The 25447-nt window shown below is 68.4% G+C and carries 25 protein-coding genes and 1 pseudogene; 4 read left to right on the top strand and 22 right to left on the bottom strand.

What is annotated here, in order from left to right; all coding sequences use genetic code 11:
- Positions 1–271 precede the first annotated feature (271 nt).
- Positions 272–835 (bottom strand): hypothetical protein, encoded by a 564-nt coding sequence (locus A3ES_RS0111790; RefSeq protein WP_020387016.1) that lies wholly within the window; start codon positions 833–835, stop codon positions 272–274.
- Between the two features lie 76 nt (positions 836–911).
- Complete coding sequence (gene pcrA / locus A3ES_RS0111785; RefSeq protein ID WP_026162785.1) at positions 912–3239, bottom strand: DNA helicase PcrA; 2328 nt, start codon at positions 3237–3239, stop codon at positions 912–914.
- A gap of 282 nt (positions 3240–3521) precedes the next feature.
- On the opposite strand from pcrA, the gene A3ES_RS0111780 reads away from it, so the two are divergent.
- Together A3ES_RS0111780 and A3ES_RS0111775 are read left to right on the top strand one after the other, a co-directional pair.
- Complete coding sequence (locus A3ES_RS0111780) at positions 3522–4130, top strand: ClpP family protease (RefSeq protein WP_026162784.1); 609 nt, start codon at positions 3522–3524, stop codon at positions 4128–4130.
- Complete coding sequence (locus A3ES_RS0111775; RefSeq protein WP_020387013.1) at positions 4127–4756, top strand: ClpP family protease; 630 nt, start codon at positions 4127–4129, stop codon at positions 4754–4756. The genes A3ES_RS0111780 and A3ES_RS0111775 overlap by 4 nt, the downstream gene beginning before the upstream one ends.
- A 9-nt stretch (positions 4757–4765) precedes the next feature.
- Here the strand turns inward: A3ES_RS0111775 and A3ES_RS0111770 are convergent, their stop codons facing one another.
- The 14 genes and pseudogenes from A3ES_RS0111770 to A3ES_RS46970 all read right to left on the bottom strand — a co-directional run bounded on the left by A3ES_RS0111770 (position 4766) and on the right by A3ES_RS46970 (position 18834).
- On the bottom strand, positions 4766–5782 hold the full coding sequence (locus A3ES_RS0111770; RefSeq protein ID WP_020387012.1) for a GNAT family protein: 1017 nt from the start codon (positions 5780–5782) through the stop codon (positions 4766–4768).
- On the bottom strand, positions 5779–6624 hold the full coding sequence (locus tag A3ES_RS46990) for a YncE family protein (RefSeq protein WP_020387011.1): 846 nt from the start codon (positions 6622–6624) through the stop codon (positions 5779–5781). Before A3ES_RS46990 ends, A3ES_RS0111770 begins: the two co-directional genes overlap by 4 nt.
- Positions 6621–9179 carry an ATP-binding cassette domain-containing protein gene (locus tag A3ES_RS46985; protein ID WP_420323134.1) on the bottom strand — a complete coding sequence of 853 codons (2559 nt, stop codon included), beginning with the start codon at positions 9177–9179 and terminating at the stop codon, positions 6621–6623. Before A3ES_RS46985 ends, A3ES_RS46990 begins: the two co-directional genes overlap by 4 nt.
- 42 nt (positions 9180–9221) lie before the next feature.
- Positions 9222–10067: pseudogene (locus A3ES_RS57025) on the bottom strand (ABC transporter transmembrane domain-containing protein); the annotation flags it as partial.
- A complete protein-coding gene (locus tag A3ES_RS0111755; protein WP_020387009.1) occupies positions 10064–11191 on the bottom strand; it encodes a cytochrome P450 in 1128 nt (375 codons plus the stop codon). The gene A3ES_RS0111755 and the pseudogene A3ES_RS57025, both read right to left, overlap by 4 nt.
- Positions 11188–12369 carry a cytochrome P450 gene (locus A3ES_RS46980; protein WP_020387008.1) on the bottom strand — a complete coding sequence of 394 codons (1182 nt, stop codon included), beginning with the start codon at positions 12367–12369 and terminating at the stop codon, positions 11188–11190. Before A3ES_RS46980 ends, A3ES_RS0111755 begins: the two co-directional genes overlap by 4 nt.
- Positions 12362–12544: a ferredoxin gene (locus A3ES_RS0111745; protein ID WP_026162783.1), complete on the bottom strand. Its 183-nt coding sequence runs from the start codon at positions 12542–12544 to the stop codon at positions 12362–12364. Before A3ES_RS0111745 ends, A3ES_RS46980 begins: the two co-directional genes overlap by 8 nt.
- A gap of 5 nt (positions 12545–12549) precedes the next feature.
- Complete coding sequence (locus A3ES_RS0111740; protein ID WP_020387006.1) at positions 12550–13722, bottom strand: cytochrome P450; 1173 nt, start codon at positions 13720–13722, stop codon at positions 12550–12552.
- A complete protein-coding gene (locus A3ES_RS0111735) occupies positions 13719–14138 on the bottom strand; it encodes a lasso peptide biosynthesis B2 protein (protein WP_026162781.1) in 420 nt (139 codons plus the stop codon). Before A3ES_RS0111735 ends, A3ES_RS0111740 begins: the two co-directional genes overlap by 4 nt.
- Entirely contained in the window at positions 14135–14392 is a 258-nt protein-coding gene (locus A3ES_RS0111730; RefSeq protein WP_020387004.1) for a lasso peptide biosynthesis PqqD family chaperone, read from the bottom strand. Before A3ES_RS0111730 ends, A3ES_RS0111735 begins: the two co-directional genes overlap by 4 nt.
- Positions 14376–16151, bottom strand: coding sequence for an asparagine synthase-related protein (locus tag A3ES_RS46975; protein WP_020387003.1), 1776 nt, complete (start codon positions 16149–16151; stop codon positions 14376–14378). The genes A3ES_RS0111730 and A3ES_RS46975 overlap by 17 nt, the downstream gene beginning before the upstream one ends.
- 25 nt (positions 16152–16176) lie before the next feature.
- Entirely contained in the window at positions 16177–16461 is a 285-nt protein-coding gene (locus A3ES_RS0111720) for a hypothetical protein (protein WP_020387002.1), read from the bottom strand.
- Between the two features lie 89 nt (positions 16462–16550).
- The gene (locus A3ES_RS53960) at positions 16551–16658 is read right to left on the bottom strand and encodes a keywimysin-related RiPP (RefSeq protein WP_020387001.1); all 108 of its coding nucleotides are present in this window, start codon (positions 16656–16658) and stop codon (positions 16551–16553) included.
- A 142-nt stretch (positions 16659–16800) separates the two neighbouring features.
- On the bottom strand, positions 16801–18834 hold the full coding sequence (locus tag A3ES_RS46970; protein WP_020387000.1) for an AfsR/SARP family transcriptional regulator: 2034 nt from the start codon (positions 18832–18834) through the stop codon (positions 16801–16803).
- A 232-nt stretch (positions 18835–19066) separates the two neighbouring features.
- Between A3ES_RS46970 and A3ES_RS0111705 the strand changes: the two genes are divergently transcribed.
- Positions 19067–19813 (top strand): alpha/beta fold hydrolase, encoded by a 747-nt coding sequence (locus A3ES_RS0111705; protein ID WP_040454469.1) that lies wholly within the window; start codon positions 19067–19069, stop codon positions 19811–19813.
- Between the two features lie 118 nt (positions 19814–19931).
- Here A3ES_RS0111705 and A3ES_RS0111700 read toward each other — a convergent pair whose 3' ends face one another.
- On the bottom strand, positions 19932–21254 hold the full coding sequence (locus A3ES_RS0111700) for a C1 family peptidase (protein ID WP_020386998.1): 1323 nt from the start codon (positions 21252–21254) through the stop codon (positions 19932–19934).
- A 124-nt stretch (positions 21255–21378) separates the two neighbouring features.
- Positions 21379–21540 carry a 50S ribosomal protein L32 gene (gene rpmF, locus A3ES_RS0111695; protein WP_020386997.1) on the bottom strand — a complete coding sequence of 54 codons (162 nt, stop codon included), beginning with the start codon at positions 21538–21540 and terminating at the stop codon, positions 21379–21381.
- A gap of 77 nt (positions 21541–21617) precedes the next feature.
- Between rpmF and rpsR the strand changes: the two genes are divergently transcribed.
- Positions 21618–21866, top strand: coding sequence for a 30S ribosomal protein S18 (rpsR, locus tag A3ES_RS0111690; RefSeq protein WP_020386996.1), 249 nt, complete (start codon positions 21618–21620; stop codon positions 21864–21866).
- Positions 21867–21878: 12 nt separating this feature from the next.
- Here the strand turns inward: rpsR and A3ES_RS0111685 are convergent, their stop codons facing one another.
- The 4 genes from A3ES_RS0111685 to A3ES_RS46965 form a co-directional block, all read right to left on the bottom strand.
- On the bottom strand, positions 21879–22520 hold the full coding sequence (locus A3ES_RS0111685) for a response regulator (protein ID WP_026162779.1): 642 nt from the start codon (positions 22518–22520) through the stop codon (positions 21879–21881).
- Positions 22517–23917, bottom strand: a complete 1401-nt coding sequence (locus A3ES_RS0111680; protein ID WP_063745942.1) for an ATP-binding protein — start codon at positions 23915–23917, stop codon at positions 22517–22519. Before A3ES_RS0111680 ends, A3ES_RS0111685 begins: the two co-directional genes overlap by 4 nt.
- 111 nt (positions 23918–24028) lie before the next feature.
- Positions 24029–25180 carry a zeta toxin family protein gene (locus A3ES_RS0111675; RefSeq protein ID WP_083933378.1) on the bottom strand — a complete coding sequence of 384 codons (1152 nt, stop codon included), beginning with the start codon at positions 25178–25180 and terminating at the stop codon, positions 24029–24031.
- Positions 25177–25428 (bottom strand): hypothetical protein, encoded by a 252-nt coding sequence (locus A3ES_RS46965; protein ID WP_020386992.1) that lies wholly within the window; start codon positions 25426–25428, stop codon positions 25177–25179. Before A3ES_RS46965 ends, A3ES_RS0111675 begins: the two co-directional genes overlap by 4 nt.
- Between the last annotated feature and the right edge of the window lie 19 nt (positions 25429–25447).

Genomic DNA, 25447 nt, shown 5'->3' with positions numbered 1-25447 from the left:
TACGGCGTACTCGCAGCCCTCCGACCTTGAGCACCGCCCAGCCACCCACCCCGCCGAACCCCGCCCACCCCGTGCCCAAGGTCGCCCACTCCCGCCACCTTGAGCACCGGCCAGCTATTCAACCGGGCGGGCCTCGACTAGCCCGTGCTCAAGGTCGCCTGCCAGTCGTCGGTTGGGGAGGGAAATGTCCGCAGGGCGGGGCAAATGCGCGTCAGGTCCAGCGAAAATGCTCCCCACTCCGACCACACCATCACCATCAGGCGGGGCAGCGTTAGCGGCGCCAGACCTCGGCGGTGGTTAGGAAGGCTGAGGAGCCGGGGCGGTTGGCTGAGCCGTCGACCTGGACGAAGCCGGGGACGGAGGCGCCGCCGATCGAGACCGTCGCCGAGCGGACCGGGGCGATCACCAGGCTGAGGCTGTGGGCACCCTCGGCGAGCTGGAAGTTGTCGGTGGCGAACAGCCGCCGGTCGAGCACGCCGCTCATCTCGATCTGGATGTCGGCGGCCTTGGCGCTCAGCCCGTCGGCGAGGTTCATCGACACCTGCACCAGGTCACGCTCGACGGCCGGCTCGTGCCAGGGCAGGCCCTGCACCTCGAGGAACGAGCGGACGAAGTACCGCTCCAGCCAGGAGGCCAGGTCGACGTCCTCGGAGACCACCCGGACGATGCCGTCGAACCAGAGCACGACCGCCGTACCGGCGCCGCAGATCGACCAGTCGACCATCCAGATCGACGCGAACGCGGTGACCTTGCCGTCCTTGTCGAACAACCTCAGCCCAGGGTTGGCTCCCGCCAGGATGATCCGGCGGTTGCTGCTGTCTGCTGCCTTGGGCATGGGCTGGACCTTCGTCCGAGGAGGGCCGAAACACCGATTGTCGCAGCCAGACAGCCAATCGGCACGCGGTGGGCTGTTAAATCTTCTCCACCGGGGCGTAGCGCAACAGCAGCCGCTTGACACCCTCGGACCCGAAGTCGATATCGGCCTGGGACTGCTGGCCCTCGCCGCGGACCACCACGACCGTGCCCATCCCGAAGCTGTCGTGGACAACCCGATCGCCCGGGTTGAGGCTGATCACCGGCTTGTCGGACGCCGACCGCCGGGCCGGCTCCCACCGGCTGCTGACTCCGCTCGCACCACGCGAGGACGTCCCGGTCCCGGACCAGCGGGTGATCGCCGACTCGTCGCGGCGCCAGTCGAGCAGCTCGGCCGGGATCTCCTCGAGGAACCGGGACGGCGGGTTGTGCTGCGGTGCGCCGTACGCGCTGCGTACTGCGGCTCGCGAGATCGCCAGTCGTTGCCGGGCGCGGGTGATTCCGACGTACGCGAGCCGGCGTTCTTCCTCCAGCTCCTTCATGTCCGTGAGCGACCGGGAGTGCGGGAAGACGCCGTCCTCCATGCCGGTCAGGAACACCACCGGGAACTCCAGGCCCTTCGCGGTGTGCAGCGTCATGAGCGTGACCACGCCACCGTCGTCGGCAGCGTCCGGGATCTGGTCCGCGTCGGCGACGAGCGCCACCCGCTCGAGGAACGCCTGCAGGTCGGACGGCTCAGCGGCCGCAGTACGCTCCTCGACGAACTCGCGGGCAACCGAGATGAACTCGTCCAGGTTTTCCAGCCGGGTCTCGTCCTGCGGATCCGGTGACTTCTGCAGCTCCTCGTAGTAGCCGGAGCGGTGCAGTGCGACGTCCAGGATGTCGTCCGGCGGGGCGCCGGAGTCGACCATCGCGGTCAGTTCGTCGAGGATGTCGACGAAGCCCTGGACCGCGTTGGCGCTGCGGCTGGCCATCGCCGGGGCGTCATGAGCCCGTCGGAGCGCCGCGGAGAAGGTGATCCGGTCACGCAGCGCGAGCGCCTCGATGGCTGCCTCGGCGCGATCGCCGATACCGCGCTTGGGGACGTTCAGGATCCGCCGGAGCGAGACGGTGTCCTCGGGGTTCGTCAGCACCCGCAGGTACGCGAGCGCGTCGCGGACCTCCTTGCGCTCGTAGAACCGGACGCCGCCGACGACCTTGTACGGATGGCCGGTGCGGATGAAGACTTCCTCGAACACCCGGGACTGCGCGTTGGTCCGGTAGAACACCGCCACGTCGGACGGCTTGACCCCGTCGGCGTCGGCGAGCCGGTCGATCTCGTCCGCGACGAACTGCGCCTCGTCGTGCTCGTTGTCGGCGACGTACACCGCGATCTGCTCGCCCTGGCCCTGGTCGGACCAGAGGTTTTTCGCCATCCGGCCCTCGTTGCGGCTGATCACCGCGTTCGCCGCGGTCAGGATGGTCTGGGTGGAGCGGTAGTTCTGCTCCAGCAGGATCGTCTCGGCGCCGGCGAAGTCCTCCTCGAAGGCGAGGATGTTGCGGATCGTCGCGCCCCGGAAGGCGTAGATCGACTGGTCGGAGTCACCGACCACCATCAGCTCGGCCGGCGGGCTGACGGGACCGTCGTTCGGCCCCGGCTCGAGGTGGGCGCAGAGCTCACGGATCAGCGTGTACTGCGCGTGGTTGGTGTCCTGGTACTCATCGACGAGCACGTGGCGGAACCGGCGCCGGTAGTACTCCCGGACCTCGGGGAAGGCCTGCAGCAGGTTGACCGTGGTCATCAGCAGGTCGTCGAAGTCCAGCGCGTTCGCCTGAGCGAGCCGCTCCTGGTAGATCCGGTAGCACTCGGCGTACGTCTCCTCCAGATGGTTGGAGGTCTTCGACGCCGCCGTCTCGTGATCGATCAGCTCGTTCTTCTGGGTGCTGATCCAGTTCAGCACCGCGCGCGGGTTGTAGCGCTTGACGTCCAGGTCGAGCTCGCGGCAGACCAGCGTCATCAGCCGGCGCGAGTCGGTGTCGTCGTAGATCGAGAACGTCGAACTGATCCCGAACCGCTTGATGTCGCGGCGCAGGATCCGCACGCAGGACGAGTGGAACGTCGACACCCACATCAGCTTCGCCCGCGGGCCGACCAGCTCGACCACCCGCTCGCGCATCTCGGCGGCCGCCTTGTTGGTGAAGGTGATCGCCAGGATCGACCCCGGGTGCGCATCCCGCGCCGCCAGCAGGTAGGCGATCCGGCGGGTCAGCACCCGCGTCTTACCCGACCCGGCACCGGCCACCACCAGGAGCGGCTTGCCCGCATGCACCACCGCGGCCCGCTGCTGCGGGTTCAACCCCTCGAGCAGCGCATCCGGGTCCGCCCGATGCCTCTTGGGCTCCTCGAGCGGCACCGGCAATTCGTCTGGAGAAAAGAGCGTCGTCATCGCCCACCACCTTAGACACCCCTACCGACAAACGGCGCATGGCCGCGTACGGCGGGCAGTACATCCCCACGCGGCTCCTCCGTCGCGGCTTGATGAAGACGACGGTGGCCGCCCGGCTGTTTAGGGCTGAGCGGTTGAGGCTAGGCAGATGAAGTGTTGCTTCCCACGCAACTCCTAAGCCGCCGCCCCTCCGGCAGCGCGTAACAGCCGCGTCGGCTGAGAGCAGACCTGCTGCCAGCAGAAAAGCTGGGGCGACGCGGTCCTGGCGGCCATGGTGGCTACATGGCGGATGACGTGAAAGCTCCCATGTTCAACGAACAGACCCGGCAAGGGTTGTTCAAGCGGCGGATCATCGTGCTCGACGGTCAGTTGAACGATGACAACGGCACGCTGCTCACCACTCAGCTGCTTAGCCTTGCGGCCGAGGATCCCGATACCGACATCTCCTTGTGGATTCACTCGATCGGCGGGTCGGTGCCTTCGATGTTGGCGATTCGGGATGTGATGCGGCTGGTGCCGTGTGATGTTTCGACGTTGGCGCTTGGGCTGGCCTGTAGCGCTGGCCAGTTCCTCCTCTCAGCCGGTACGCCGGGCAAGCGCTTCGCGCTCCGCCACTCGCGGGTGCTGATGCACCAGGGGTCGGCCGGGATCGGTGGGTCCGCGGTGGAGATCGAGATCCAGGCCAACGATCTGCGGCACATCCGGGACACCGTGCTCGGCCTGATCGCGGCGGATACCGGGCAGTCGATCGAGACGGTGTTCGACGACTCGCTGCACGACCGCTGGTACACGGCCGAGGAGGCGCGTACGTACGGGTTCATCGATCACATCGTCGAGACCTTCGACCAGGTAATGCCACGACAGCCGGCCCAGGCAGGAGCGAACGGATGAACAACTACATGATCCCCAACGTGATCAGCCCGCACCCGCGCGGCGAGCGCATCATGGATGTCTACTCGCATCTGCTGACCGAGCGCATCATCTACCTCGGTACTGCGATCGACGCCGGCGTCGCGAACGCCCTGATCGCCCAGCTGCTGCATCTGGAGGCGAGTGCGCCCGACCAGCAGGTCAACCTCTACATCAACTGCGAGGGCGGCGACCCGACCGCGATGCTCGCGATCTACGACACCATGCAGCTCATCCGTCCGCCGATCGCCACGTACTGCGTCGGCCAGGCGATCGCCGGAGGCGCAGTACTCCTGGCGGCCGGTGCGCCCGGGCGGCGCGCGGTCCTTCCGCACAGCCGGGTCGTCCTGCACCAGCCCGCCGCTCGCGGCCAGGGCACCATTCCCGACCTGATCCTGCAGGCCGACGAGCTGGTCCGGGTCCGCAGTCAGCAGGAAGCGATCCTGGCCGCTCACACCGGCCAGCCGATCGAACGCCTGCGCCACGACACCGACCGGGACCACGTCCTGACCGCGCAGGAGGCCTGCGACTACGGCATCGCCGACGAGGTGATCCAGCACAACTCCGCGGTCACTCCCTTCCCCGAAACCCCTGCCCTGACGGCCTGACCCGAGCCGTCATCCGCCTCTACGGCTGAGGAACTCACCCACCGGGTAGCTGTACGTCGCCGCTATCCCGCGATGCGCCATCGCGGATAGCGGCGCCGGTACTGCGCTGTCAGTGAAGTGCGTCGCGGTGAAGCTCCCGTCCGGCGCACACGTCAGCGGTGGATTCGCAAGCAGAAAGGCACGCGTCGCAGCCGAATCCACCCGCGCGGAAAGCCACAACCGGTACGCCGACAGCCCCGGCGCATGAGTGACCGTGGCCCCCAGGAGCACCTTCGCCTGAAAGGTGCCGTTGCGAAGAAACGGCTCACACCCCTGAAAGTCGACGCTGCGATAGCCAGCTTCGCAAGCCCACTCCAGCAGATACCGCCCAGTCGCCTTCAGTACGCCGTTCCTGAAGTGTTCCGGCGCCCCACCCAGTACGCCGACCAGCCGGCCCATCACTTGCCCACGCTCGCGATCCAGGAAGTTCGCAGTACCGCCGACCGATCCGTCCTCGGTGCACACCAGCAGCAGATTGCCCTTCCGGAACACCCGTTCCAGAGCTTCCTTGGCCCCCACGGATCGCGCGTTCTCCGCATGGCGCGCCCGCATCGTGGGCGCGTACATCCGCTCGTAGAACCACAAGAACTCGCCCTCGTCCTCAGTGACCCGATAGGTGTACCCATGCTCCCGGATCTGCCGCCGCACCCGGGCCCGCTCCTTGCGCGGCACCAAACCATCCAGCTCCTCAACCGAGCCAGGCAGCTCGGTGACCATATGGACGTGCATCGGCAACACCACCGAAGCCTCCCGCGGCAAGACCCACACCTGCTCAGCGTTGCCCTCGACAACGACCAGATCCGCCCCGTCCCACTCCGCAGGGTCGAGCGGATCGTCGATCGCCCGTTCGCTTGCCGCAGCGCCAAGCAGCTCCTGCAGATAAGGCACGATGCACAGGCGCCCAACCGCCGTACCGAGGAACCTGACACACAACGGCAACCCGTCGACCGACCCGCGCAACGTCACGGCAACCGTCGGCCGGTTCATCGTGAGCCTGCCCAGTACGCGAGCCCACCCGGCACACTCGGTACGTCGATGGTCGCCACCACCTCGACGCCGTCGAGCACGGACACCGACGGCCCACCGGTGTTCGCCACGAAGACCTCACCACCGCCGGCCACCACATTCTCCGGCCGCACCCCGACCCGTACGGCGCCCTGACACCGACCGGTGACCGTATCGAGCACGGTCACCGAGTTGTCGTAGTAGTTCGCCGCGTAGAGCCGATCGTTGCCCAGAGCAACCCCGAAGCAGCCCTCACCGACCGCCAGATTGCCGACCACCTCGAAGCCTTCGAGCACCGACACCCGCCGCTCACCGCGACCGGAGTTCGACACGTAGACCCGTCCGTCCGGCGCAATCACCACGCCGTTCGGATGGGTGCCGACCGGGATCGTCGCGATCACCCGGCAGGTCGTGGGATCGAGCACCGACACGTCGTCACTCTCGAAGTTCGTCACGTACACCGCGTCCGCACCAACCGCCAGCTTGGCCGGATTCTTGCCGACAGCAACCACCGCGACGACCTCACCGCGCTCGATCACCGACACGCTGTGACCGTGGTAGTTCGTCACGTAGACCCGCTCGCCGGCCACCGCCACGTCCCCTGGTGCCGCGGCGACCTCCACCCGCCTGAAGACCTGGTCCAGCGCCGGATCGATCACGTGAACGGCGGTTCCGCCGAAGTCGGTGACATAGATCCGGTCAGCCGCTGCTGCGACGCCGTACGGGCGGCCGCCGACCGGGATCACCGCGACGAGTTCCCGGCCCGGTACGTCGATGACGTAGACCTCGCCGGTGCGCAGGCTGGCGACATAGAGCAGTTTCATGCGGCGTCCATCGATCCGGCTGACCAGAGCCGCGCGTAGTGGCCGTTCTTGTCGAGCAACTCCTCGTGGCTCCCAACCTCGACGATGCGACCCTGCTCGAGTACGACGATCCGGTCCGCCTGGGCCGCGGTGGAGAGCCGATGCGCGACTAGAACGGTCGTTCGCCGTCCCGCTAGCAACCGGCTGTCGGTCCCACCGTCCAAAGAGGCGGTCGCTTCATCGAGCAGCAGCAGGTCAGGATCCACCAGCTCTGCACGGGCCAGCGCGACCAGCTGCCGCTGCCCGGCTGACAGCCCGCGTCCACGCTCACCAACCGGCTGCCCGAAGCCACCCGGCAGACCGGTGATCATCGGCAACGCCCCGACCTTGCGCGCCGCCGCCTCGACCAGCTCCTGCGACGCAGTGGGCCGTGGATACCTGATGTTGTCGGCCACCGACCCGCTGAACAACTGCACCTCCTGCGGTACGACGCCCAGCCGCTGCCTGTACTCCGCCAGCCGGTACTCGCGCAGATCCACCCCATCCACCAGCACAGACCCACTCGCCGGGTCGTAGAACCGTGCCAGCAACTTCACCAGCGTCGACTTGCCCGCTCCCGTGCCACCGACCAGAGCGACTCGCTCCCCCGCCTCGATCCGCAGCGAGATCCCTTCCAGCACAGGCCTCTCGCCGTACGCGAAACTGACGTCGACCAGCTCGACAACTCCTCGCAGCCGCCCCTCGATCGCCACCTCCCCAGTGGGAGTGACCGGTGTAGCGAGCACCTCGCCGAGCCGCTGCAGCGCCACCCGGGCCTGCTGGTGGTAGTCGAGCAGACTCGACAGCTGCTGAATCGGGGCCGACAAGCGGTTCAGGTAGAGCAGGAAGGCGATCAGTACCCCGGGTGTCAGCCCGCCAGACGCCAGACGCCCAGCAGCTAGCCCCAGCACGACCACCTGAGCCAGGTCCACCAGCAGCGTCATCACTGCGATCCAGCCAGCCAGGTAGCGCCGCCCCCGCAGTCGCGACCGGCGGTACTCATCACTACGCCGCACAAAGCCTGCTGTCGCCCGGACAGTCGCACTGCCGGACTGAGAGACCCGTACTCCGACCAGGTTCTCCTGCAGGTCGGCATTCACCGAGGTGCCCTTGCGATCCGCCTCTGTGTGCGCATCCAGGCTGGTACGACGGAACAGCCAGGTGGTGATCACCAATGGCGGCAGCAACCCCAGTGTGACGAGCGCCAGCGGTAGATCCGTCACCAGCAGGATCACGCCGATCCCCACCACCGTCGGCAGACTCACAGCCAACCCGGTCAGTGCTGTCGGCAGGTAGATGCCCAGTACGGCGGGGTCGCTGGTCAGCCGGGTCATGATCCGCCCGGCCGGCTCTCGGTCGTAGTACTCGAGTCCTAGCCGCTGTAGACGGGCGAAGACGCCCAGACGCACGTAGTACAAGGTCTTCTCGACACCGGCCGCGCTGGCCAGGTTCCGGCCGACGACGGCTAGTCCCTGCGCGCCCACGACGAGGAAGCCCAACGCCGCAAGGGCCCAGAGGACCGGCGCCCGTCCTGCGAGCACTCCAGTGTCGAGCGCCCTGCTGATCAGGGTTGGCAGGGCCAGTGCCGCCAGGGCCTCCAGCACCATCAAGCCAGCAGCCCCTGCCAAGGTCCACCGCGCAGGCCGCAGCCAGTGGCCGACCTGATGGTCTGGCTCGAGCTCCTCTGCCACAGCCAGCTCACCAGGCGTCGACAGCCTAGAAGGCTCGATTTCAGCTCCGTCCAGTAGTGACGCCAAGAGTGGCTCAAGCTCCGCCACAGTGCCTTCGTCCACCACGCGCCCCTGGTCCAGTACTACGACCCGGTCCGCCAGCGCCAGGGTCGATCGCCGATGCGTGACCAGCAGGGTGGTTCGACCCCGGGTCGCGCCGGCCAGCGCGGTGTTGATCGACGCCTCGGTCACCGTGTCGACCGCCGAGGTGGCGTCGTCGAGCACCAGGATCCTCGCGTCGGCCAGCAGCGCGCGGGCCAGCGCGAGCCGCTGCCGCTGCCCACCGGACAACGTCAGCCCTCGTTCACCGAGCACGGTGTCGAAACCGTCGGGCAGTTCCATGATGAAGTCGTAGGCGGCCGCGGCCCGGGCAGCGGCTTCGACTTCCGCCGTCGAGTAAGCACGTCCTTGGGTGAGGTTCGCCGTGACCGTGTCCGCGAACAGGAACGCATCCTCGTAGGCGACCCCGATAGCCGACCGCAGGCTCGCCAGCCGCAGATCGCGTACGTCGGTGCCGCCGACCCGGACTGCGCCCGCCTGCACGTCGTAGAAGCGTGACAGCAGCAGGGACACCGTCGACTTCCCCGATCCCGCAGTACCGACCAAGGCGACACACTCCCCCGGGTGCACCATCAGCGAGAGGCCGTCGAGAACAGGCTCGCCCGGCAGGTAGCCGAAGCTCACCTCGGCGAGCTCCACCGACAGCGGGCCAGCCGCCACGTCTACTGCCGACGCGGACTCGACTACTGCCGGCCGGGAGTCGACTAGCTCGAACACCCGCTCGGAGGCGGCCCGGGCGAGCTGCATCGTGAGCATGGTCGACGACAGTGTGCCGATGGGTCCGACCAGGATGGCGATGTAGCTGGAGAAGGCCAGGAAGGTTCCCAGGCTGATCTGGCCCTCCATGGCCAGCCAGCCGCCGAGCGCGAGCATCCCCACCTGGCCGAGCCCAGGCAGTACGGCCAGCAGGAACGACGGCTGGGAGGTGAGCCTGACGACCTGCAGCCGTGCCGCAAGGAGCCGCCGGGCGCGCTGCCGGAAGCGGGCGATCTCCCGGTCCTCCTGCCCGAACGCCTTAACCACCCGTACTCCGGCCACGGTCTCGTCGACCTGCTGAGCCAGCTCGGCGGCCTGCTGCTGAGCTACTCGGCTCGCACCGGCCAGTGTCTGCCCAGACCTCGCAGTGACCACCCCGACCAGGACAAGCACGACCAGCGCGACCATGGCGAGCAGTGGCTGAAGTACTGCCATCACAGTGAACGCCACGAGCGCCAACACGATCGTGCCCAGGGTCAGGGGCAGCGCGCAGACCAGCCCGTAGACGACCTGCAGGTCGTTGGTCATCCGGGACATCACGTCGCCGCCACGCAGCCGGTCCTGCTGCCCACCGTCGGACCGCTGGATCACGGCGAACACCTCCAGTCGGAGGTCGTGCTGGACGTCAGCCCCCAGCCGGTCAGCGGCGTACCGGGACAGGAAGGACCCGGCGAAGCGCACGATGGCGATCACCACGAGACCGAGGAGTAGTGGGATCAGCCCAGCAGTACCGCCGGCCACGGCTTCGTCCACGACCTGTCGCGCGATCAGTGGGGTCAGTGCGGCTACTCCGGCGAACAGAACAGCGGCACCGACCGCCAGCAACGCAGTACCGAGGTGTCGGCGGCAGACCCCGGCTAGCCGCCCAAGCCAGCTCACCAGGTCACCGGCAACGCAGTGACCCCCTGCAGGCCAACTGCTCCCTTGATCGGCAACTCCTCGGCCGGTACTGCGAGGCTGAGGCCGGGCAGGCGGTCGAAGAGCCGGGTGAAGACGACCTCGAGCGCAGTACGGGCAAGGTTCTGGCCGAGGCACTGGTGGAGCCCGTAGCCGAAGGCGACGTGATGCCTGGCCGCCCGGCCGAGGTCCAGCTCATCCGGGGCAGGGAAAGCCTGCTCGTCGCGGTTGGCGGCGGCTGTGCTCAGGACGACGCCTTCACCGGCCAGGATCGTTTTGCCGCCGATCTCGATGTCGGCGATCGCCACCCTGGGGATGGTGTCCGCGATCGACACGTAGCGCAGGAGTTCTTCGACGGCTGCCGCCGGATCCGCCCGGAGCTTGGCTTGCTGGGCCGGATGGTCGAGCAGCGCCAGGGTTCCGAGCCCGATCACGTTCGCGGTGGTCTCGCTGCCCGCGACGACGATCATCATGGCCAGGTTGATCAACTGCCGCCGGTCCAGCTCGTCGCGGGCTCGCAAGGCGGACAGCAGGTCATCACCGGGCTCCTTCGTAGCGGCGAGCCGGTCGAAGTAGCGCGCAAGCGTGGGCAACCCAGCGCCGTTCTTCTCCTTCACCGCCGCGGTGAACGCGGGCCGATCAGCCGCCGGCACCCCGAAGAGCTCCGCGAGCAGAAACGCCGGTACATCGAACGCGAGCGACTCGACCAGATCAGCGGGCGGCCCGGCGGCGACGATCTGATCGAGCAGCGACTCCACGGCTTGCTCGATCCGTGGTCGCAGGGCGCGGATCCGGCGCAGGCTGAAACTCGGAATCGCCATCCGGCGGTGTTCGCCGTGCTCGGGCTGGTCCATCTCGACGAATGTGCGGACCGCCCGGATCGCCTCCGGGTCGGCCCGGCGTCCGGTCAGTTCGGGATAGTGCGGATCGGCCCGATCGGCGGACAGCCGCGGATCGGCGAACAGCGCGCGGGCTTCGGCGTACCCGGTCACCACCCAGGCCTCCTGGCCGCTGAGTAGCGTCACCTTGGCCAGCGGGCCGCCGAGCTCGCCGTACCCGGCTGGCGGGTGGTAGGGACAGCCGCGTGGCATCGGGAAGCCGGTCATCGCCCACCCCAGGTGACCGGGAGCCGGGTGATCCGATGCACGCCGACCCCACCGTCGATCAGTACTTCGTCCGCCGGTACTGCGAGCCGCAAGTCGGGAATGCGGGTCACCAGCGCACCGAACGCGATCTCCAGCGTCGCCCGCGCGAGGTTCTGCCCGACGCACTGATGGACGCCGTATCCGAAGGCGACGTGATGCCGCGCGGACCTTTCAACCTCGAGTTCATCGGGATTGGCGAAGGTGTTGCCGTCACGGTTGGCCGCGGGCGTGGCCAGCAGGACGCCGTCGCCGGCCCGGATCACCTCGCCGGTGATCTCGACATCCGCGAGTGCCACTCGGGGCACGCTGTCGGCGACGGACAGGTACCGCAGCAACTCCTCCACCGCCGCGGGAACGCGACCCGGATCGGCGACCAGCGCCTCCCACTGATCGCGATGAGCCAGCAACGACAACGCACCCATGGCCAGCATGCTCAGCGTCGATTCGTTGCCTGCGACAAGCGTCTGCAGCGCGAGGTTGAGCACTCGCCGCTGGGTGACCTGGTCGGCTCGCCGCCCACTCATCAGCCCGCTGAGCAGATCGTCGCCGGTTCCGTCCCTCGACCGGAGCAGGGTGTCGAGATAGTCGCTCAGCTCACTCAAAGCCCGGCCGCCGAAGCGTCGATCAGTCGCGGCCTGCTGCACCCGCTGCTCGAAGTACTGGCGATCCGGGATGCCGTACAGCAGGGAGAGCATGATCGATGGGAGTGGAACAGCTAGCGCGGGGACGAGGTCAGCTGGCGGTCCCGCTGCGAGCAGGTCGTCCACGATGTCGTCCACTGCCGATTGCAACGCGGGCCGAAGCGACTTGACGCGGCGGACGGTCAGGCTCGGGATCGCCAGTCGCCGGTACGCCGCGTGCTCGGGATCGTCCAACTGGTTGAAGCTCTGGGTCTCCCGCAGCTGCTCGAGCTGCTCGGGCGTCGCGGCGGCCGAGCCCGGATAGCCGGGGTTGGTGCGGTCGACGGACAGCCGCGGATCGGCGAAGAGCGCGCGCGTCTCGGCGTACCCGGTGACGAACCAGACGATCTGCCCGTGCGCCATCGACACCTTGGTCAGCGGCCCAAGCGCTGCGGCTTCGGCGTACCCGGGGTGTTGCCGGAACGGGCAGGTACCGCGCGGCATCGGGAAGTCAGGCATGGCTGATCGCCCCCGCCGGACAAAGGTGGACGGCGTCCCGCACGGCGGCGTCGTCGGGATGATCCGGCGCGGTCACCACGACCAGCCCGTCGTCGTCCTGGTCGAACACCTCCGGCGCGGCGAGCACGCACTGCCCGGCGCCGACGCAGACCTCGCGGTTCGCACTGACTCCCATGCTCTTCACCAACTCACCGGCAACGCACTGATGCCCTGTACGCCGATCGCGCCGCGCACCGGGATCTCCGTCATCGGCACGGCCAATCGCAGCCGCGGCAGCCGGCCGAACAGCCCGATCACCGTTGCCTCCAGCACCTCCCGGACAAGATGTTGCCCAAGGCACTGATGGACGCCATGCCCGAAGGCGAGGTGGTGGCGCGCGGGCCGGCCCAGGTCGAGCCGGTCCGGATCGGGGAACGCCCCGGCATCCCGATTGGCGGCCGCGACCGGCAGGATCACGCCGTCACCGGGCTGGATCCGTTCGCCGGCGATCTCGATCTCCGCGATCGCCAGCCGGGGAACGGTGTCCGCGATCGACAGGTAGCGGAGCAACTCCTCTACGGCGGCCGTCGGGTCCTTGCGCAGTACCAGGCGGTGCTCGGAGTGTTCCAGCAAGGTGAGCGTGCTCAGGCCGATGAGGTTGAAGGTGTTCTCGTGGCCGGAGACCAGCAGGGTCATGCACATGTTGAGCAACTGCTTCTGGGTCAGCTCGCCGTCCTTCAGCGGCCCCGCGACGAGCGTGCTGAGCAGGTCGTCGGCAAGCTCCGCCCGCCCCTCGGCCAGCTCGGTGATCCGGCGGTCGAAGGACTCCTGGATCTGGTAGAGCGCCTTGCCGGACGTCATCCGCTCCGCCGCCAGCCGCATCAGGTCATGGAACCGTCCGGCCTCCCTCGCCGGTACGCCGAACAGCCGCGCGAACACCTTCGCCGACAACGGCACGGCCAACTCGGCGAACAGATCCACGGGCGGTCCGAGGACCAGCAACCGGGTGACCAGCTTCTCCACGTCGGCGTCGATCGCCGGCCGCAGCGCGCGAGTACGCCGTACGGTGAAGCTGCCGACGACCATCCGCCGATGCGTCGCGTGCTCGGGCTCGTCCATGTCGACGAAGGTCTGTACGGCCTTCATCGCCGCCGGATCGACCGGGCTGTGCGCGAGTCGCGGGTAGTCCGGGTTCGACCGGTCGACCGACAGCCGCGCGTCCGAGAACAGTTGCCGCGCCTCGGCGTGGCCGGTGACCACCCAGACCATCCGGCCGTCGAAGAGTTGCGCCTTGGTGATCGGGCCGGCTTCGCGCAGTACGGCGTACTCGGGCGGTGGCTGGTACGGGCAGGTGCGTGCCATCGGGAACTTCATCGCGGTTCCACCTTCAGCAGGACCCGGTGATAGCCGGGCGGGTAGGGCTCGCCGACATCGCGGCCTTCCGCGACCACCCAGGCGTGCGCCCCGAACGGCGGAGTCACCCGTACGCCGGCACACCAGGTCGGGAACGTGCCCTGCAACCGGCAGAGCACCGCGGTCGCGATGGACCTCGGCAGACAACCCTCCGGGCCGGTGCAGAGGAGGCTCGTGCCGACCACGAAGTCCCGGGCCCGGGCGGCCTCGTCGTACCCGGCGGGTCTTGCTCCCTTGGAGAGGCGTCGCAGGACGGTCTGGATCTTCTTCGGCGGTTTGTTCTTGAGCCACCGCGCGACGAGGACGGCGAGGCGGGCGGCGAGTTTGGTGCGAAAGCTGAAGGTGGTGTCTTCCGGCATCACCTGGGAAATACTCATGCGAGCACCAGAATTCCGGCTTTCAGTAGCTTCTGGAGAACCTCGTCGGCGTCGGCGGTGGCCATTTCGGAATCCACGGCGAATTCCCGCATCACGGCCGCGGCGGCGGATTCCACCGTGCCCGTGGCTAACAGGGCGTCGAAGACCAGCGCGCCGCTAGGGTTGAGATTCCAGAACTTGCCCGTCGCCTCGTTCAGCAGCACAACCCCGTAGTCGGTCCTCGCCACCGAGTGCTCATCAGCCAAGCTGTACACGGCTCTCCTCCTGGTTGCGTAGCCACAGTTCGCAGCCGAGCGTCGGCTCGAGCCTGCGGTGGGCGGTCTGGACGTCGATCGGGCCGGCCACCACCGCGCGCAACCGGGCGTCGTCGATCAAGCCGAACTGGGCCAACCGGGAGTCGTCGACCGCGCCGATGATCTGGTCTCGGTGCTGACGACTTCCCAGTACCGCGGCGGCCGCCGTCTCGGCCTTGGTCACGCGGCGCAGGGTGGCGTCCGGCACGATCCCGCGCATCGCCTCGACCAGCAACGGCTTGTACGCCGCCGGGTCGTGGCGGGCCGCGATCCGGACCGACAAAGTTGCCTCAAGCACCTTGTCGTCGAAGAACGGCGCCGAAGCCCTGATGCCGTGGAAGTCCGCTAGCTGCTGGAAGCCGCGCGCGACCTGCGCGCCGGAGTACACAGCGGCCAGGTTGTGGTGGAGTCCACGGTCCGGCGAAAGGCCCGGATCGGTCGACGCGGCGGTTAGCAGCTCGGCGCGGACCGCCTCGACGATCTCCGGCGCCACCCACGCAGGGAGTAGGGGCGGAGTGCTCCAACCAAGGTAGAGCTCACGACGTTTCGGCTGCTCCAGCTCGGCTGCGGCGGTGCGGAGCCAGTCGGAGTACGTACGGTGGCGCAACAGCCCACGCGCTGCGCGGGTCAGCGGCGTACGGTGTCGCGCGGCGGCTGAGCGGATCGCTCGGAGGCCGGTCAGCGGCGATTGCCTGGCGATCGTGGCGAGCCAGGCCGGGCCGGGCGCGCACAGCTCGTCGCCGCCGAATCCCATCAGGTGCAGGCTTGGCGAGTACTGCTCGCCGCGTTCGAGGATGTGCACGAACCGGCGCCGGTTGTGGACGTAGAGGAACGGCTCGTCGAAACGGTCGCCGGTCGTCAGCAGTCCGTCGTACACCAGTGGACACTCGTCCGCGGGGATCACGTCATGCTTGACGGTGTGGCCGGATTCGCTGAGCGCGGCGACAGTCCGGCCGGCCCAGGTGACGTCGTCGTCCATCGCGTCCGGCTGGGCGGCGGTCAGCGCGACCACCTCGGCGCCTTCGTGGACCGCGAGCGAGCAGACCGAGCTGGAGTCCAGGCCGCTGAGATGTGAGACCACTGTGCGTCCGTCGAGCTGCCTCGCGCGAGTAGCGTTGATCAAGGCCGCACGCAGCGCCTCGCCGCCTTGCTTCAGGTCGAGTCGCGCCTCGGGCGGCTGCCACCAGCGACGCTCCTCGGGCGGACCGGCAGGCCGCAGTACTGCGAAGTGGTCCGGCCTGACCGCGTGCACAGCCGGCCAAACGGACTGCCACCCCAGCGGCCAAGGCGCACCGGGGAACAGGAGTCGGGTGGCGAGCCGAACGCGGTCCACTGACGCATCGAGCAGCTCCGCCAGTACTGCGGCGTTGTCACTCGCGATGGGCAGACCGTCAACAGTGGCGGTGAAAACGCGACGCAAGCCAGTCGCGGTACCGCGTACTGCGACGCTGCCGTCGATCGCGGTGATCAGATGCGCACTGCCGTCGAAGGTCTCCCGCGGATCGAGGTCGAGCATCCGCTCAGCGACCGCGTCGAGAGAGCGGACATCGTGTTCACCGAGCAGGGCAACCGCCTTGCCGCTCGCCCTACCGACTATTAGTTGCTGTGAGCAAAGGATCCACGGCCGACCGGACGGATGATCCACTCGCTCCGGCGCAGCCAGCCGGGCCGCCAGGGTCTCGCCGCGCTCAGCGTCCGGGAGGACCACAAACCAGTTCATCGCGATCCTCCTCGAACGCCGGCACTCAGTTGTAGAACGCGCGCAGCAAGGCGCCCTTACGCGGGACCCAGCTGCACTCGAAGGCGGACCAGGTGCCCCGGTGGCGGCCGTACTCACCGGCGCCGACGCAGTCCTGCATGGTGGCGAAGTAGGCCACGTCGGCCCAGAAGCCCAGCACGCCGACGGTCGAGTCGGAGGTGGTCTGGATGGCAGCCTGCGGCGCCGGAGCGGCCGAGGCGGGAGCGGCAAGCATGACCGGCGCCAGCACGGCACCGACAACGGCGACGCCGCTCAGCAGAAGCTTCTTCACAGTGGTTCCTTTCTGCGAGGTGTGGTACTGATGCGGATGGTGGGCGGCGAGTAGGGTTCGCCGCCCACCACCTCAGCCGGAGGGGTGGTTCACCAACCCCAGGCGTCGATCCACTCCCAGTTGTGGCCACCGGAACCAGCGGTCTCCTGACCGAAGTCGCCGGCCTCGATCACCGTCGGGCGCTCGTACTCACGCATTTTCTCCACCTCCCCACCGTTCTCGGTTGATGGAGAAAGCCTATTCAGCAAGGCTTTCGGCCCGCTTTCGTCCGGCCGTCGCCGGCATTCGGCGCACGAAAGCCACCGAGGTGACAAGGAAGAGAAAGTGAATAGCAGGAGTTCAGCAAGCCTGCTGGTCGCGGTTGTCGACGTGTTCGGTCAGCACCGGCATGATCAGATCGCTCAGCCGCGCGGCCACCTCGTACTCACCACCGCGGAAGCAACGCAGGATCGTCGCGGCCAACTGCTCCTTCTCCGTGATCACCCAGCCGAGCGAGTCCTCCCGCACGCGCCGCGCCACCGACTCACTGACCGCCAGCCCCATGGCCGCCATGCGATCACCGAAGGCCAGCTCGGCCAGCCCCAGCTGCGCTTGGTGGTAGCGGGCGATGGCCGGGCCGGTCTCCTCGTCGTCCGCGGCCAGCTCGGCAGCGAATGCGGCCGGCAGCGGGCTCAGCCGGTACCGCGGTACGCCCAGCCGGTCGAGACCCGTCGAGGTGAGCAGATTCGCCTGCACCAGCAGGTCGAACGGATGCTCATCGGCCAGGTCGCCGAACATCGCATCGGCCGCCCAGCTCGGCACGCTGGTCATCCCGAGCGGGCCGAGTCGCCGGAACGCCTGCTGGGCCAGCGGATCCAGGGCGCAGTACGTCTGCTCCAGGATGGCGCGGACGCCCAGGTTGTCGATCGTCAGCTCCGACAAGATGCGGCGCTCCACCAGCCGATCCGCGAACGACTCCACACTGGCCGGATGCCTGGCCAGGACTCGCGCTCCCGCGATTCGCAGCGCCAACGGGAGTCCACCGCAGGCCGCGTTGATCCGGAACACCGCGGTCCGCTGCTCGGCGATCCAGTCGGGGTCGGTCATCCGGCCGAGCAACTCGACCGCCTCGTCATCGTCGAACGGGTCCAGCCGCACTTGATGCGCACCGGCCAGCCCCGCCAGCAATGACCGGCTGGTCACCACGACGGCGGCGGACGGCGTACCGGGCAGGAAGGGACGGACTTGCTCGGTGGATGTCGCGTCGTCCAGGAGGAGCAGTACGCGACGGTCGGCCAGCGCGGCGCGGAGGGCGGCCGAGCGCTGATCCAGGCCATCGGGGATCGTGGAGCGTGGTACGCCGCAGGACGCCAGTACGTCGGCCAGCCGGTCCTCGATCGAGCCGTGCAACTGGACGTAGAGCTGCCCATCGGGGAACTGTGGCCGCAACCGCTGCGCGAGATGTACCGCGAACGCGCTCTTGCCAACGCCCGGCATCCCCGAGATCGCGGCGATCCGCACGGCAGGGCTGGTCTCGGCGAAGAGGCCGGTGAGGTGCTTGAGCGGCTCTTCGCGGCCGACGAAGTCGACGGTGTCCGCCGGTAGCTGGTACGGCGTCGGCCAGGCAGCGGGTGCGTCACGTACTGCCGGAGCGAAGACCGGGGAGATGCTGTGGCTCAGGACTCGCTGGTGCAACTCACTGAGCTCAGCGCCGACGTCCAGCCCGAGTTCCTCGCGGAGCGTCTCCTCCACCTTCCGGTAGACCTCGAGCGCCTCCACCTGCTGGCCACAGTGGTAGAGAGCGAGCATCAGCTGGACACTGAACCGCTCGCGGGTCGGGTACTGCGTGACGAGATTGCGCAGGTCGCCGACGATGTCCTGGTGATTCCCGAGCGCCTGCTCGACGTCGAAGCGCCGGTGCAGAGCCTGGAACCACTCCTCCTCCAACTGCGGGACGATGTCGCGCTGCAAGGAGTCCGACGCGATGTCGGCCAGCGGGCGGCCCTTCCAGAGACTCAGCGCCGCTCGCACCAGCTCGGCTTCACTCGCTATATCGCCGGCCGAACGAGCGCGGCTCATCCGGTCGCGGAAGTCCAGGATGTCGAGCTCGCCGACGGCCACCTCGATCAGATAGCCGTCCTGCTCGGTCCGGATCGGGGCCGAGTCACCCAGCGCGGTCCGCAGCCGGCTGAGGTGGATCTGCAGTGCGCCCCGCGCGTCCGACGGCTCGGAGCCGGCCCACAATCGATCGATCAGTTCTTCGGCCGGTACCACCCGGTTGGCCGACGACAGCAGCGCTGCCAGCAGAGCACGTTGTTTCGCGGCACGAATCCGCACCGGCCGCCCAGCGGCCTCGACTCGCAGCGGCCCGAGCAGCGCGAACCGGATCGTCATCAGGAACCCCCAGCCCCTTATGAACCCCACCGGGGCCGATAGCCCCCCAGCGCCTGCGACTATGCCTGATCCGCAGGGTCCTAGCAGACCCTTTCGATCCTGCCGCAACTCATCACCCAGTGACTTAGGCCACCCACCTGAACGCCCGGCAAACACCGCATGACCCGCACCCGAGAACCCCCTGAGAAACAAAGGATTTGCCGTCCGGGGCCGCAGGCGCGAGGGTTCGGGGGTGACAATCTCTCATCAGGTAGTGGGGACCGGGCCGGCCGTGCTGCTGGTCCATGCAGGCGTTTGTGATTCGCGGATGTGGGCGCGGCAGGTGGCAGATCTGCGGGTCGACCATCGGGTGATCACGGTCGACCGGCGCGGGTACGGCGAGACGCCGCTCGAGGCGGGGGCGAAGTACGCCGACGCGGCGGACGTGCTAGAGGTTCTCGACGAGCTCGGGGTGGAGACCACGTCGGTGGTCGCCGCGTCGTACGGCGCCTATGTAGCGCTGCAGGCGGCGAGCAGGCAGCCGGAGCGGTTCAGCCGGCTGGTGCTGATGTCGCCGCCAGCCGACGGGGTCGTGCCGACCGACGACCTCCGGGCGTTCGGGGCCGAGGAGGACCGGCTACTGGAAGCCGGCGATGTCGGCGGTGCCACCGAGCTGAACGTGCGGGCCTGGGTCGGGCCGGAGGCGAATGACGAGGCGCGCGAACTGGTGCGGATGATGCAGAAGCACGCCTTCGAGGTCCAGCTGGCCGCGGGGGACGTGGACAACGACGAATGGGAGGTCGGCGGCATCACGGCGCCGGTCAAGCTGTTCACCGGCGCCCACGAGTTCGCCTTCTTCGCGGCCTGCGCGAAGCAGCTGAGCGAGATCCTGCCGAACGTCGACCACACCGAACTCGCCTGGGCCGGCCATCTCCCGTCGCTCGAACGCCCGGACGAGATGACCGCGCTGATCCGCGCGGCACTCACCGCAACAGCCTGACCGCCCAACTCCCTGATCATTCGCCCCCTTTTCACCCTCGTCATCCTCCCCACGGGACCGGATAGTCCGCAGGAGGGTGAAAAGGGGGCGAATGATCAGGGAGTTGGCGTAGTACGGGTCAGTCGGCGAGGGCGCCCATCGGGTCCCACGCGGGGAGGACGATCGGGGCCTCGTCGAGGCGGGCCTGCAGGTCGGCCGGGAGGGCCGACTTGCGGACGGCGATCTCGAAGACGTGTTCGGCGAACCACGAGTCGTTCATGGTCCAGAAGCCGTTGTCGGCCTTGTCGTCGCCCCAGCTGTTCTCGACCCGCCAGCGGCGCGGCTTGCCGTCGACCAGGTCGACGCCGGTGAACAGCATCGCGTGCGTCATCAGCGTCTCGTGGTGCAGCAGCCGCTCGGCCTTGTCCAGGCTGAACTCGGTGTCGTAGACGGCGCCGAGGTCGTACAGGTTCGCGTCCCAGTAGCCGAGGTCGGCCGACATCTGCTTGCCGACGTCGCACCCGAACCAGACCGGCTCGCCTGCGACGATGGCGTCCTGGGTGAGCTGCTTCATCAGGTCGATCTCGACGTTCAGGTAGACCACCGGCGGCGCGTCGATGACGTTGCCCAGGTAGTCGACGGTGAAGGTCTTGCCGGCCGGGCTGGACTCCCGCGGGTCGTGCACGATGCAGACGTACTCGTCGACCGGCAGCGTCACGTACGCCGCGGCGAACTCGGCCGGGGTGGTCCAGCCGTCGCGGTGGAAGCCCTTGTCGCTGTCCTTCCACTGCCACAGGAACTTCTGCGGCGGCGTCCCGAGGTGGATGCTCAGCACCCGGTGGATGGTGGTCAGCAGTTCCTGCTTGTGCGCCCGCTGCGCCTCCGCGCCGTCGATCTTGCGCAGGTCGCGCGCGCCCTGGCGGAGCAGCTTGCGCAGGCTGTCGTTCAGCTGGGCGGTCGCCGACGAACTCTCGGTCTCGGGCATCGCGGACTTCGGCACCAGGCCGTGCTTGCGAACCAGCGCGACGAACATGTTCCACTGCCCGCCGTCACCGATCGGGTCGGACAGCAGGTGCGCGACCGTGCGGTCGTCGACGTCGCGGCCGGCGGTCTCGATCATCGCCTCGAGGAAGAAGTTCGCGCGCTCGAACTTGTCCCAGAACAACAGGTAGTTCTGGGAGAACTCGAAGTCCTTGACGCCGAGCTTGTCGGCGGCGCCGGCGCGGAGCAGGTTCAGGCCGGCGAACAGCCAGCACCGGCCGCTCTTCTTCTGGTTCGTCACCTTCCAGTCGTCCAGCAGATTCGACACCGAATGGTCGATCGAGGTGACAACCTGGCGATCCAGGGCGATCTTGGCGATCGGCGTCTCCGTGACGGCGTTCTGCATCACCCGGTACTGCGGGTTCGACGCGAACTCCTTCTCGAAGAGCGCGAGCTGTTCAGCTGTGAGATTCCGCTCCATGAGAGTCGACGGTATAACAGTCCCAAAGCCCGCTGCGCGGCTGTCGGGGTGGCGAATTTGTGCCCTGGCCGGATCTCGCCACCCGCCCGCACTTGCACCGGCCAGCCGCATCGGACCGATCCGGTCAGTCGATCAGCCCACGCTGGTACGCCTTGACCAGCCGCCGCGGTACTCGCAGTTGCCGGCCGTTGACCGTGATCGGCACCAGATCGACCGGCGCCGCCTTCCACTGCGCCCGCCGGCTGCGGGTGTTCGACCGGGACATCTTGCGCTTCGGTACCGCCATGGACCCAGCTCCTTCGTCGACGTCAGCAACGGCTATGCTAGTTGAAAACGATTATCAACAGCAAGAAGGGTTCGACGATGGTACGACGTGACAAGGCGGCCGATGGGCGCGGACGTAAGCCGAAGCAGAATCCGTTCAAGCGCGACGGCATCGAGTTCGTCGACTACAAGGACACGGCGCTGTTGCGGAAGTTCATCTCCGACCGCGGCAAGATCCGCTCCCGCCGCGTCACCGGCCTCACCGTGCAGCAGCAGAAGCAGGTCTCCCGTGCCATCAAGAACGCTCGGGAGATGGCCCTGCTCCCCTACAGCTCCACCACGCGCTGAAGGGGTCGGGGCTCAGACCAGGCGGCGGTCGGTGGCCCAGCGGGTCAGTTCGTGCCGGTTGGAGAGCTGGAGTTTGCGCAGTACCGAGGAGACGTGGGTCTCGACGGTCTTGACCGAGATGAACAGTTCGCGGGCCACTTCCTTGTAGGCGTAGCCGCGGGCGATCAGCCGCAGGACCTCGCGTTCGCGCTGGGACAGCCGGTCCAGGTCCTCGTCGACCGAGGCGATGTCGATCGCGCCGGAGAACGCGTCCAGGACGAAACCGGCCAGCCGCGGCGAGAAGACGGCGTCGCCGTCGGCGACCCGGCCGATCGCGTCGACGAGTTCGGTACCGCTGATGTTCTTGGTGACGTAGCCGCGGGCGCCGGCCCGGATCACGCCGATCACGTCCTCGGCCGCGTCGGACACCGACAGCGCCAGGAACTTGATGTCCGGGTGCCGCTGGTGCACCTGCTTCATCACCTCGATGCCACCGCCGCCGGGCAGGTGCACGTCGAGCAGCACCACATCCGGCTCGGTCCCGGCGATCGCCTTCACCGCGGACTCCACGTCGGCACCCTCGCCGACGATGTCCACCGAGGCGCCGATCTCGCTGCGCACACCCGCCCGGAACATGTCGTGGTCGTCGATGACCACCACTCGCCTCTGCGTCATCTGTCCATCTCCAGTCGCACTTCGGTGCCTGTTTCCGGGTTCGACCGCACCGTTGCGCGGCCGCCGTGCCGTTCCATCCTGCCCATCACGCTGTGCCGCAGCCCCAGCCGGTCCTCCGGCACCCCATCGGTGTCGAAGCCCTTGCCGCGGTCCCGGACGAACATCTCGGCCCGGTCCCCGTCCACCTCGACGAATACGTCGATCTTGTCAGCTCCGGAGTGTTTGGCGGCGTTCACCATCGATTCCCGCGCCGCCCGGACCATCGCCGACAGCCCTTCGGTCAGGTCGCAGTCGCCGACGGTCACCACCTCGACCGGTACGCCGTGGGAGTCCTCCACCTCAGCGGCGGCCCGCTTGGCCGCACCGGACAGCGTCTGGTCGGTGTTGTCGTCCTCGTCGTACAGCCAGGACCGCAGGTCACGCTCCTGCGCACGAGCCAGCCGTACTACGGCCCGCGGGTCGTTCGCCTGCTTCTGGATCAGGGCCAGCGTCTGCAGTACCGAGTCGTGCAGGTGCGCGGCCATGTCGGCGCGCTCCTGCGACCGGATGCGTTCGCCGCGCTCGGCATTGAGGTCACGGCTGAGCCGGTGGATCCACGGCCCCGCGATGACGCCGATGCCGACCACTGCGAGCAAGAGAGCGACCAGCACGTCGCCGGCCTGGGACAGCCGGCCGTTCTGCACCAGGAACACGGTGACCGCGGTCCCGAGCAGGATCAGCCCGACCGTAACCCGGATGACCGACTTCCAGCCGCCCTTGCCGAACAGTGCGCCGAGCGTCGGAGCCTTGCCGACCCAGGCATTGCGCTGGCCTTCGTCGGCCTGCCGCCAGATCAGTGCCAGCCCGGTGCCGGCGAACACGAGCGGCCAGAACATCTTGCCGGCCACTCCGAACCCGGCCACGTTCAGCAGCAGCAGGACGCCGACGGCAACGACTGCCAGTGCGGTCAGCTGGCCGCGGTTCTTCTCCTTGCGGCGTTCCTTGTGCGCCGACGCCAGCGGCGGTTGCGGAGTCTCGGGCCGCATCCCGCTCCGCGTGGCCGCGGCCAGACCGGGCGCGTTCGGGCCGGTCGGTACCTCCAGCGGCATCAGGAACCACAGTGCCGCATAGATCAGTACGCCGAAGCCGCCGAACACCGTCGCGCCGATGAAGACCAGCCGCACGACGGTGTCGGACACATTGAGGTGGTCTGCGATGCCACCGGCCACACCACTCAGTACACGGCCGTCGGTACGCCGATAGGCGCGGCGTACGGGCGGTGGCTCGGTACCGGGCGGCTGCTGCGAGCCGGGAGTGCCGTACGGCGCCTGCGGACCGTATTGGGTATGCGGACCGCCGACCGGACCCCCTGGCGCAGGGGACCCGCCCGTGGGCGCGGCAGCAGCTGGTTGTGTCATCCCCACGATCGTCACATGCCGGCAGTCCGCGCACCAGCAGGCTTCTCCCCGGCTGACTCCTCAGCCGTCACTCCCTGCGCTCAGGGTCGGCCCGGGGACAACCCCTAGCAGCTACCTCTCGACCGTGTTGTCGCGCTTCCCCGCTTGTCGCCCACCCTGCGCAGAAGTCTCCTGGTCGGCAGCCTCCTGTACGGCCCCTTGCTGCTTCAACGGAGAGGCAGCCGGCCCACCCACCCCAGTAAGCCGCGCAAGCCGAGCCAACTCCGGATCAGCCGCAACGGCCGAAGCCGCCTGCTGGCCAGCCAGCGGCGCTTGAGCTTGGAGCCAGCCGGGCGGGCCGGGGCGGGATGCGAGCCGGGAGGCTTGCTGCGTCGGGAGCGGTCTGAGGCCAGTCGCTCGGCGGTACTCGGCGAGCTTCGGCTCCGCCATCCCATCCAGCCGTTCCAGCCGGGAGTCCCACTCCGGGTGCAGCCCGCTGGGCAGCTCACCCCTCGTCCGCACGAACCACTCCGCCTGCGCGTCGGTCCACGGCTTGTTCCACTCGTTCTGGATGCTCTCGGCAGCGGGCAGCTCCTCAGCCCACCGCCCATCCACCAACTCGTGGTGCGAGACGATCTCCGGCCCACGCCGATAGACGTCGATCTGGTCGGCCAGCTTGTCCTGCTGGACGACGTATGCCGTGTCCAGCAGTCCGAGTGCGAACCGGTGATTGACCTCCGGCGCCGCCTCCCGCCCGAACCCGACCTGCTGCCGCCCGGTCACGAACCGGTCCATCGCCCCGAGCTCGCTCTGCGCCTCGTGCACGGCCGCGACCGCCATCACGACCTGGTAGTCCTCGCGCAGCCGGCCCATCCACTCGGTGGCCAGCTCGTGCTCACCCATCGGGTGCGCCAGGATCAGGTCCCGCCGGCCGTCGATCAGCTGCGTGATCGCCTGGTCGCGCCACTCCCGGATGTCTGGCCTGCACAGCCCGGCCGCGGTCACGTCGTTCTCCCGAGACAGCCGCTGGTAGTACGGATGCAGGTCGAGCAGGTCGTCGCCGTCGAGGAAGTACGCGTCCTCCAAGCCGAGCCGGCGGATCGCATCCTGCTGCATCGTGGTCTTGCCGGCACCAGGCTGACCTGCGACGAACAGCGCCGTCGGCCGCTCACTGGCCGGTCCGACCAGGTGCGGCAGGACGTCCTTCTCGTAGATCGTGCGGAGCTGGTGACCGGTCAGCAGGTGCCCGCCAGGGCCGGGCACTATCGAGGTCTGCTCGCTCAACCGCGAACCCGGGCCAGCAGTGCCGGGAACTCGGCGGAGATCTTGGCGATCTCCGCGCTGTCCTCGATGGTCAGCCGGGCGCGCAGCTCGAGGTACGGCGTCCGCGCCGCGCGCAGGTGGTCGGCCTGCTCCGGGCCGCCGGCCGCGTCGATCCGCTCGCTGTACGCCGCGATCACCGCGCTGACCAGGTCACGCGCCGAGACGAATTCCGCTTCCGCGTCAGGTGTCCAGCCATTGTCGCCACTCACCGTCATCCTGCCCCCAGTC

It is taken from the genome of Kribbella catacumbae DSM 19601 (assembly GCF_000372465.1).
Lineage (GTDB): Bacteria > Actinomycetota > Actinomycetes > Propionibacteriales > Kribbellaceae > Kribbella > Kribbella catacumbae.
This window is presented reverse-complemented; position numbering and strand designations above follow the sequence as displayed.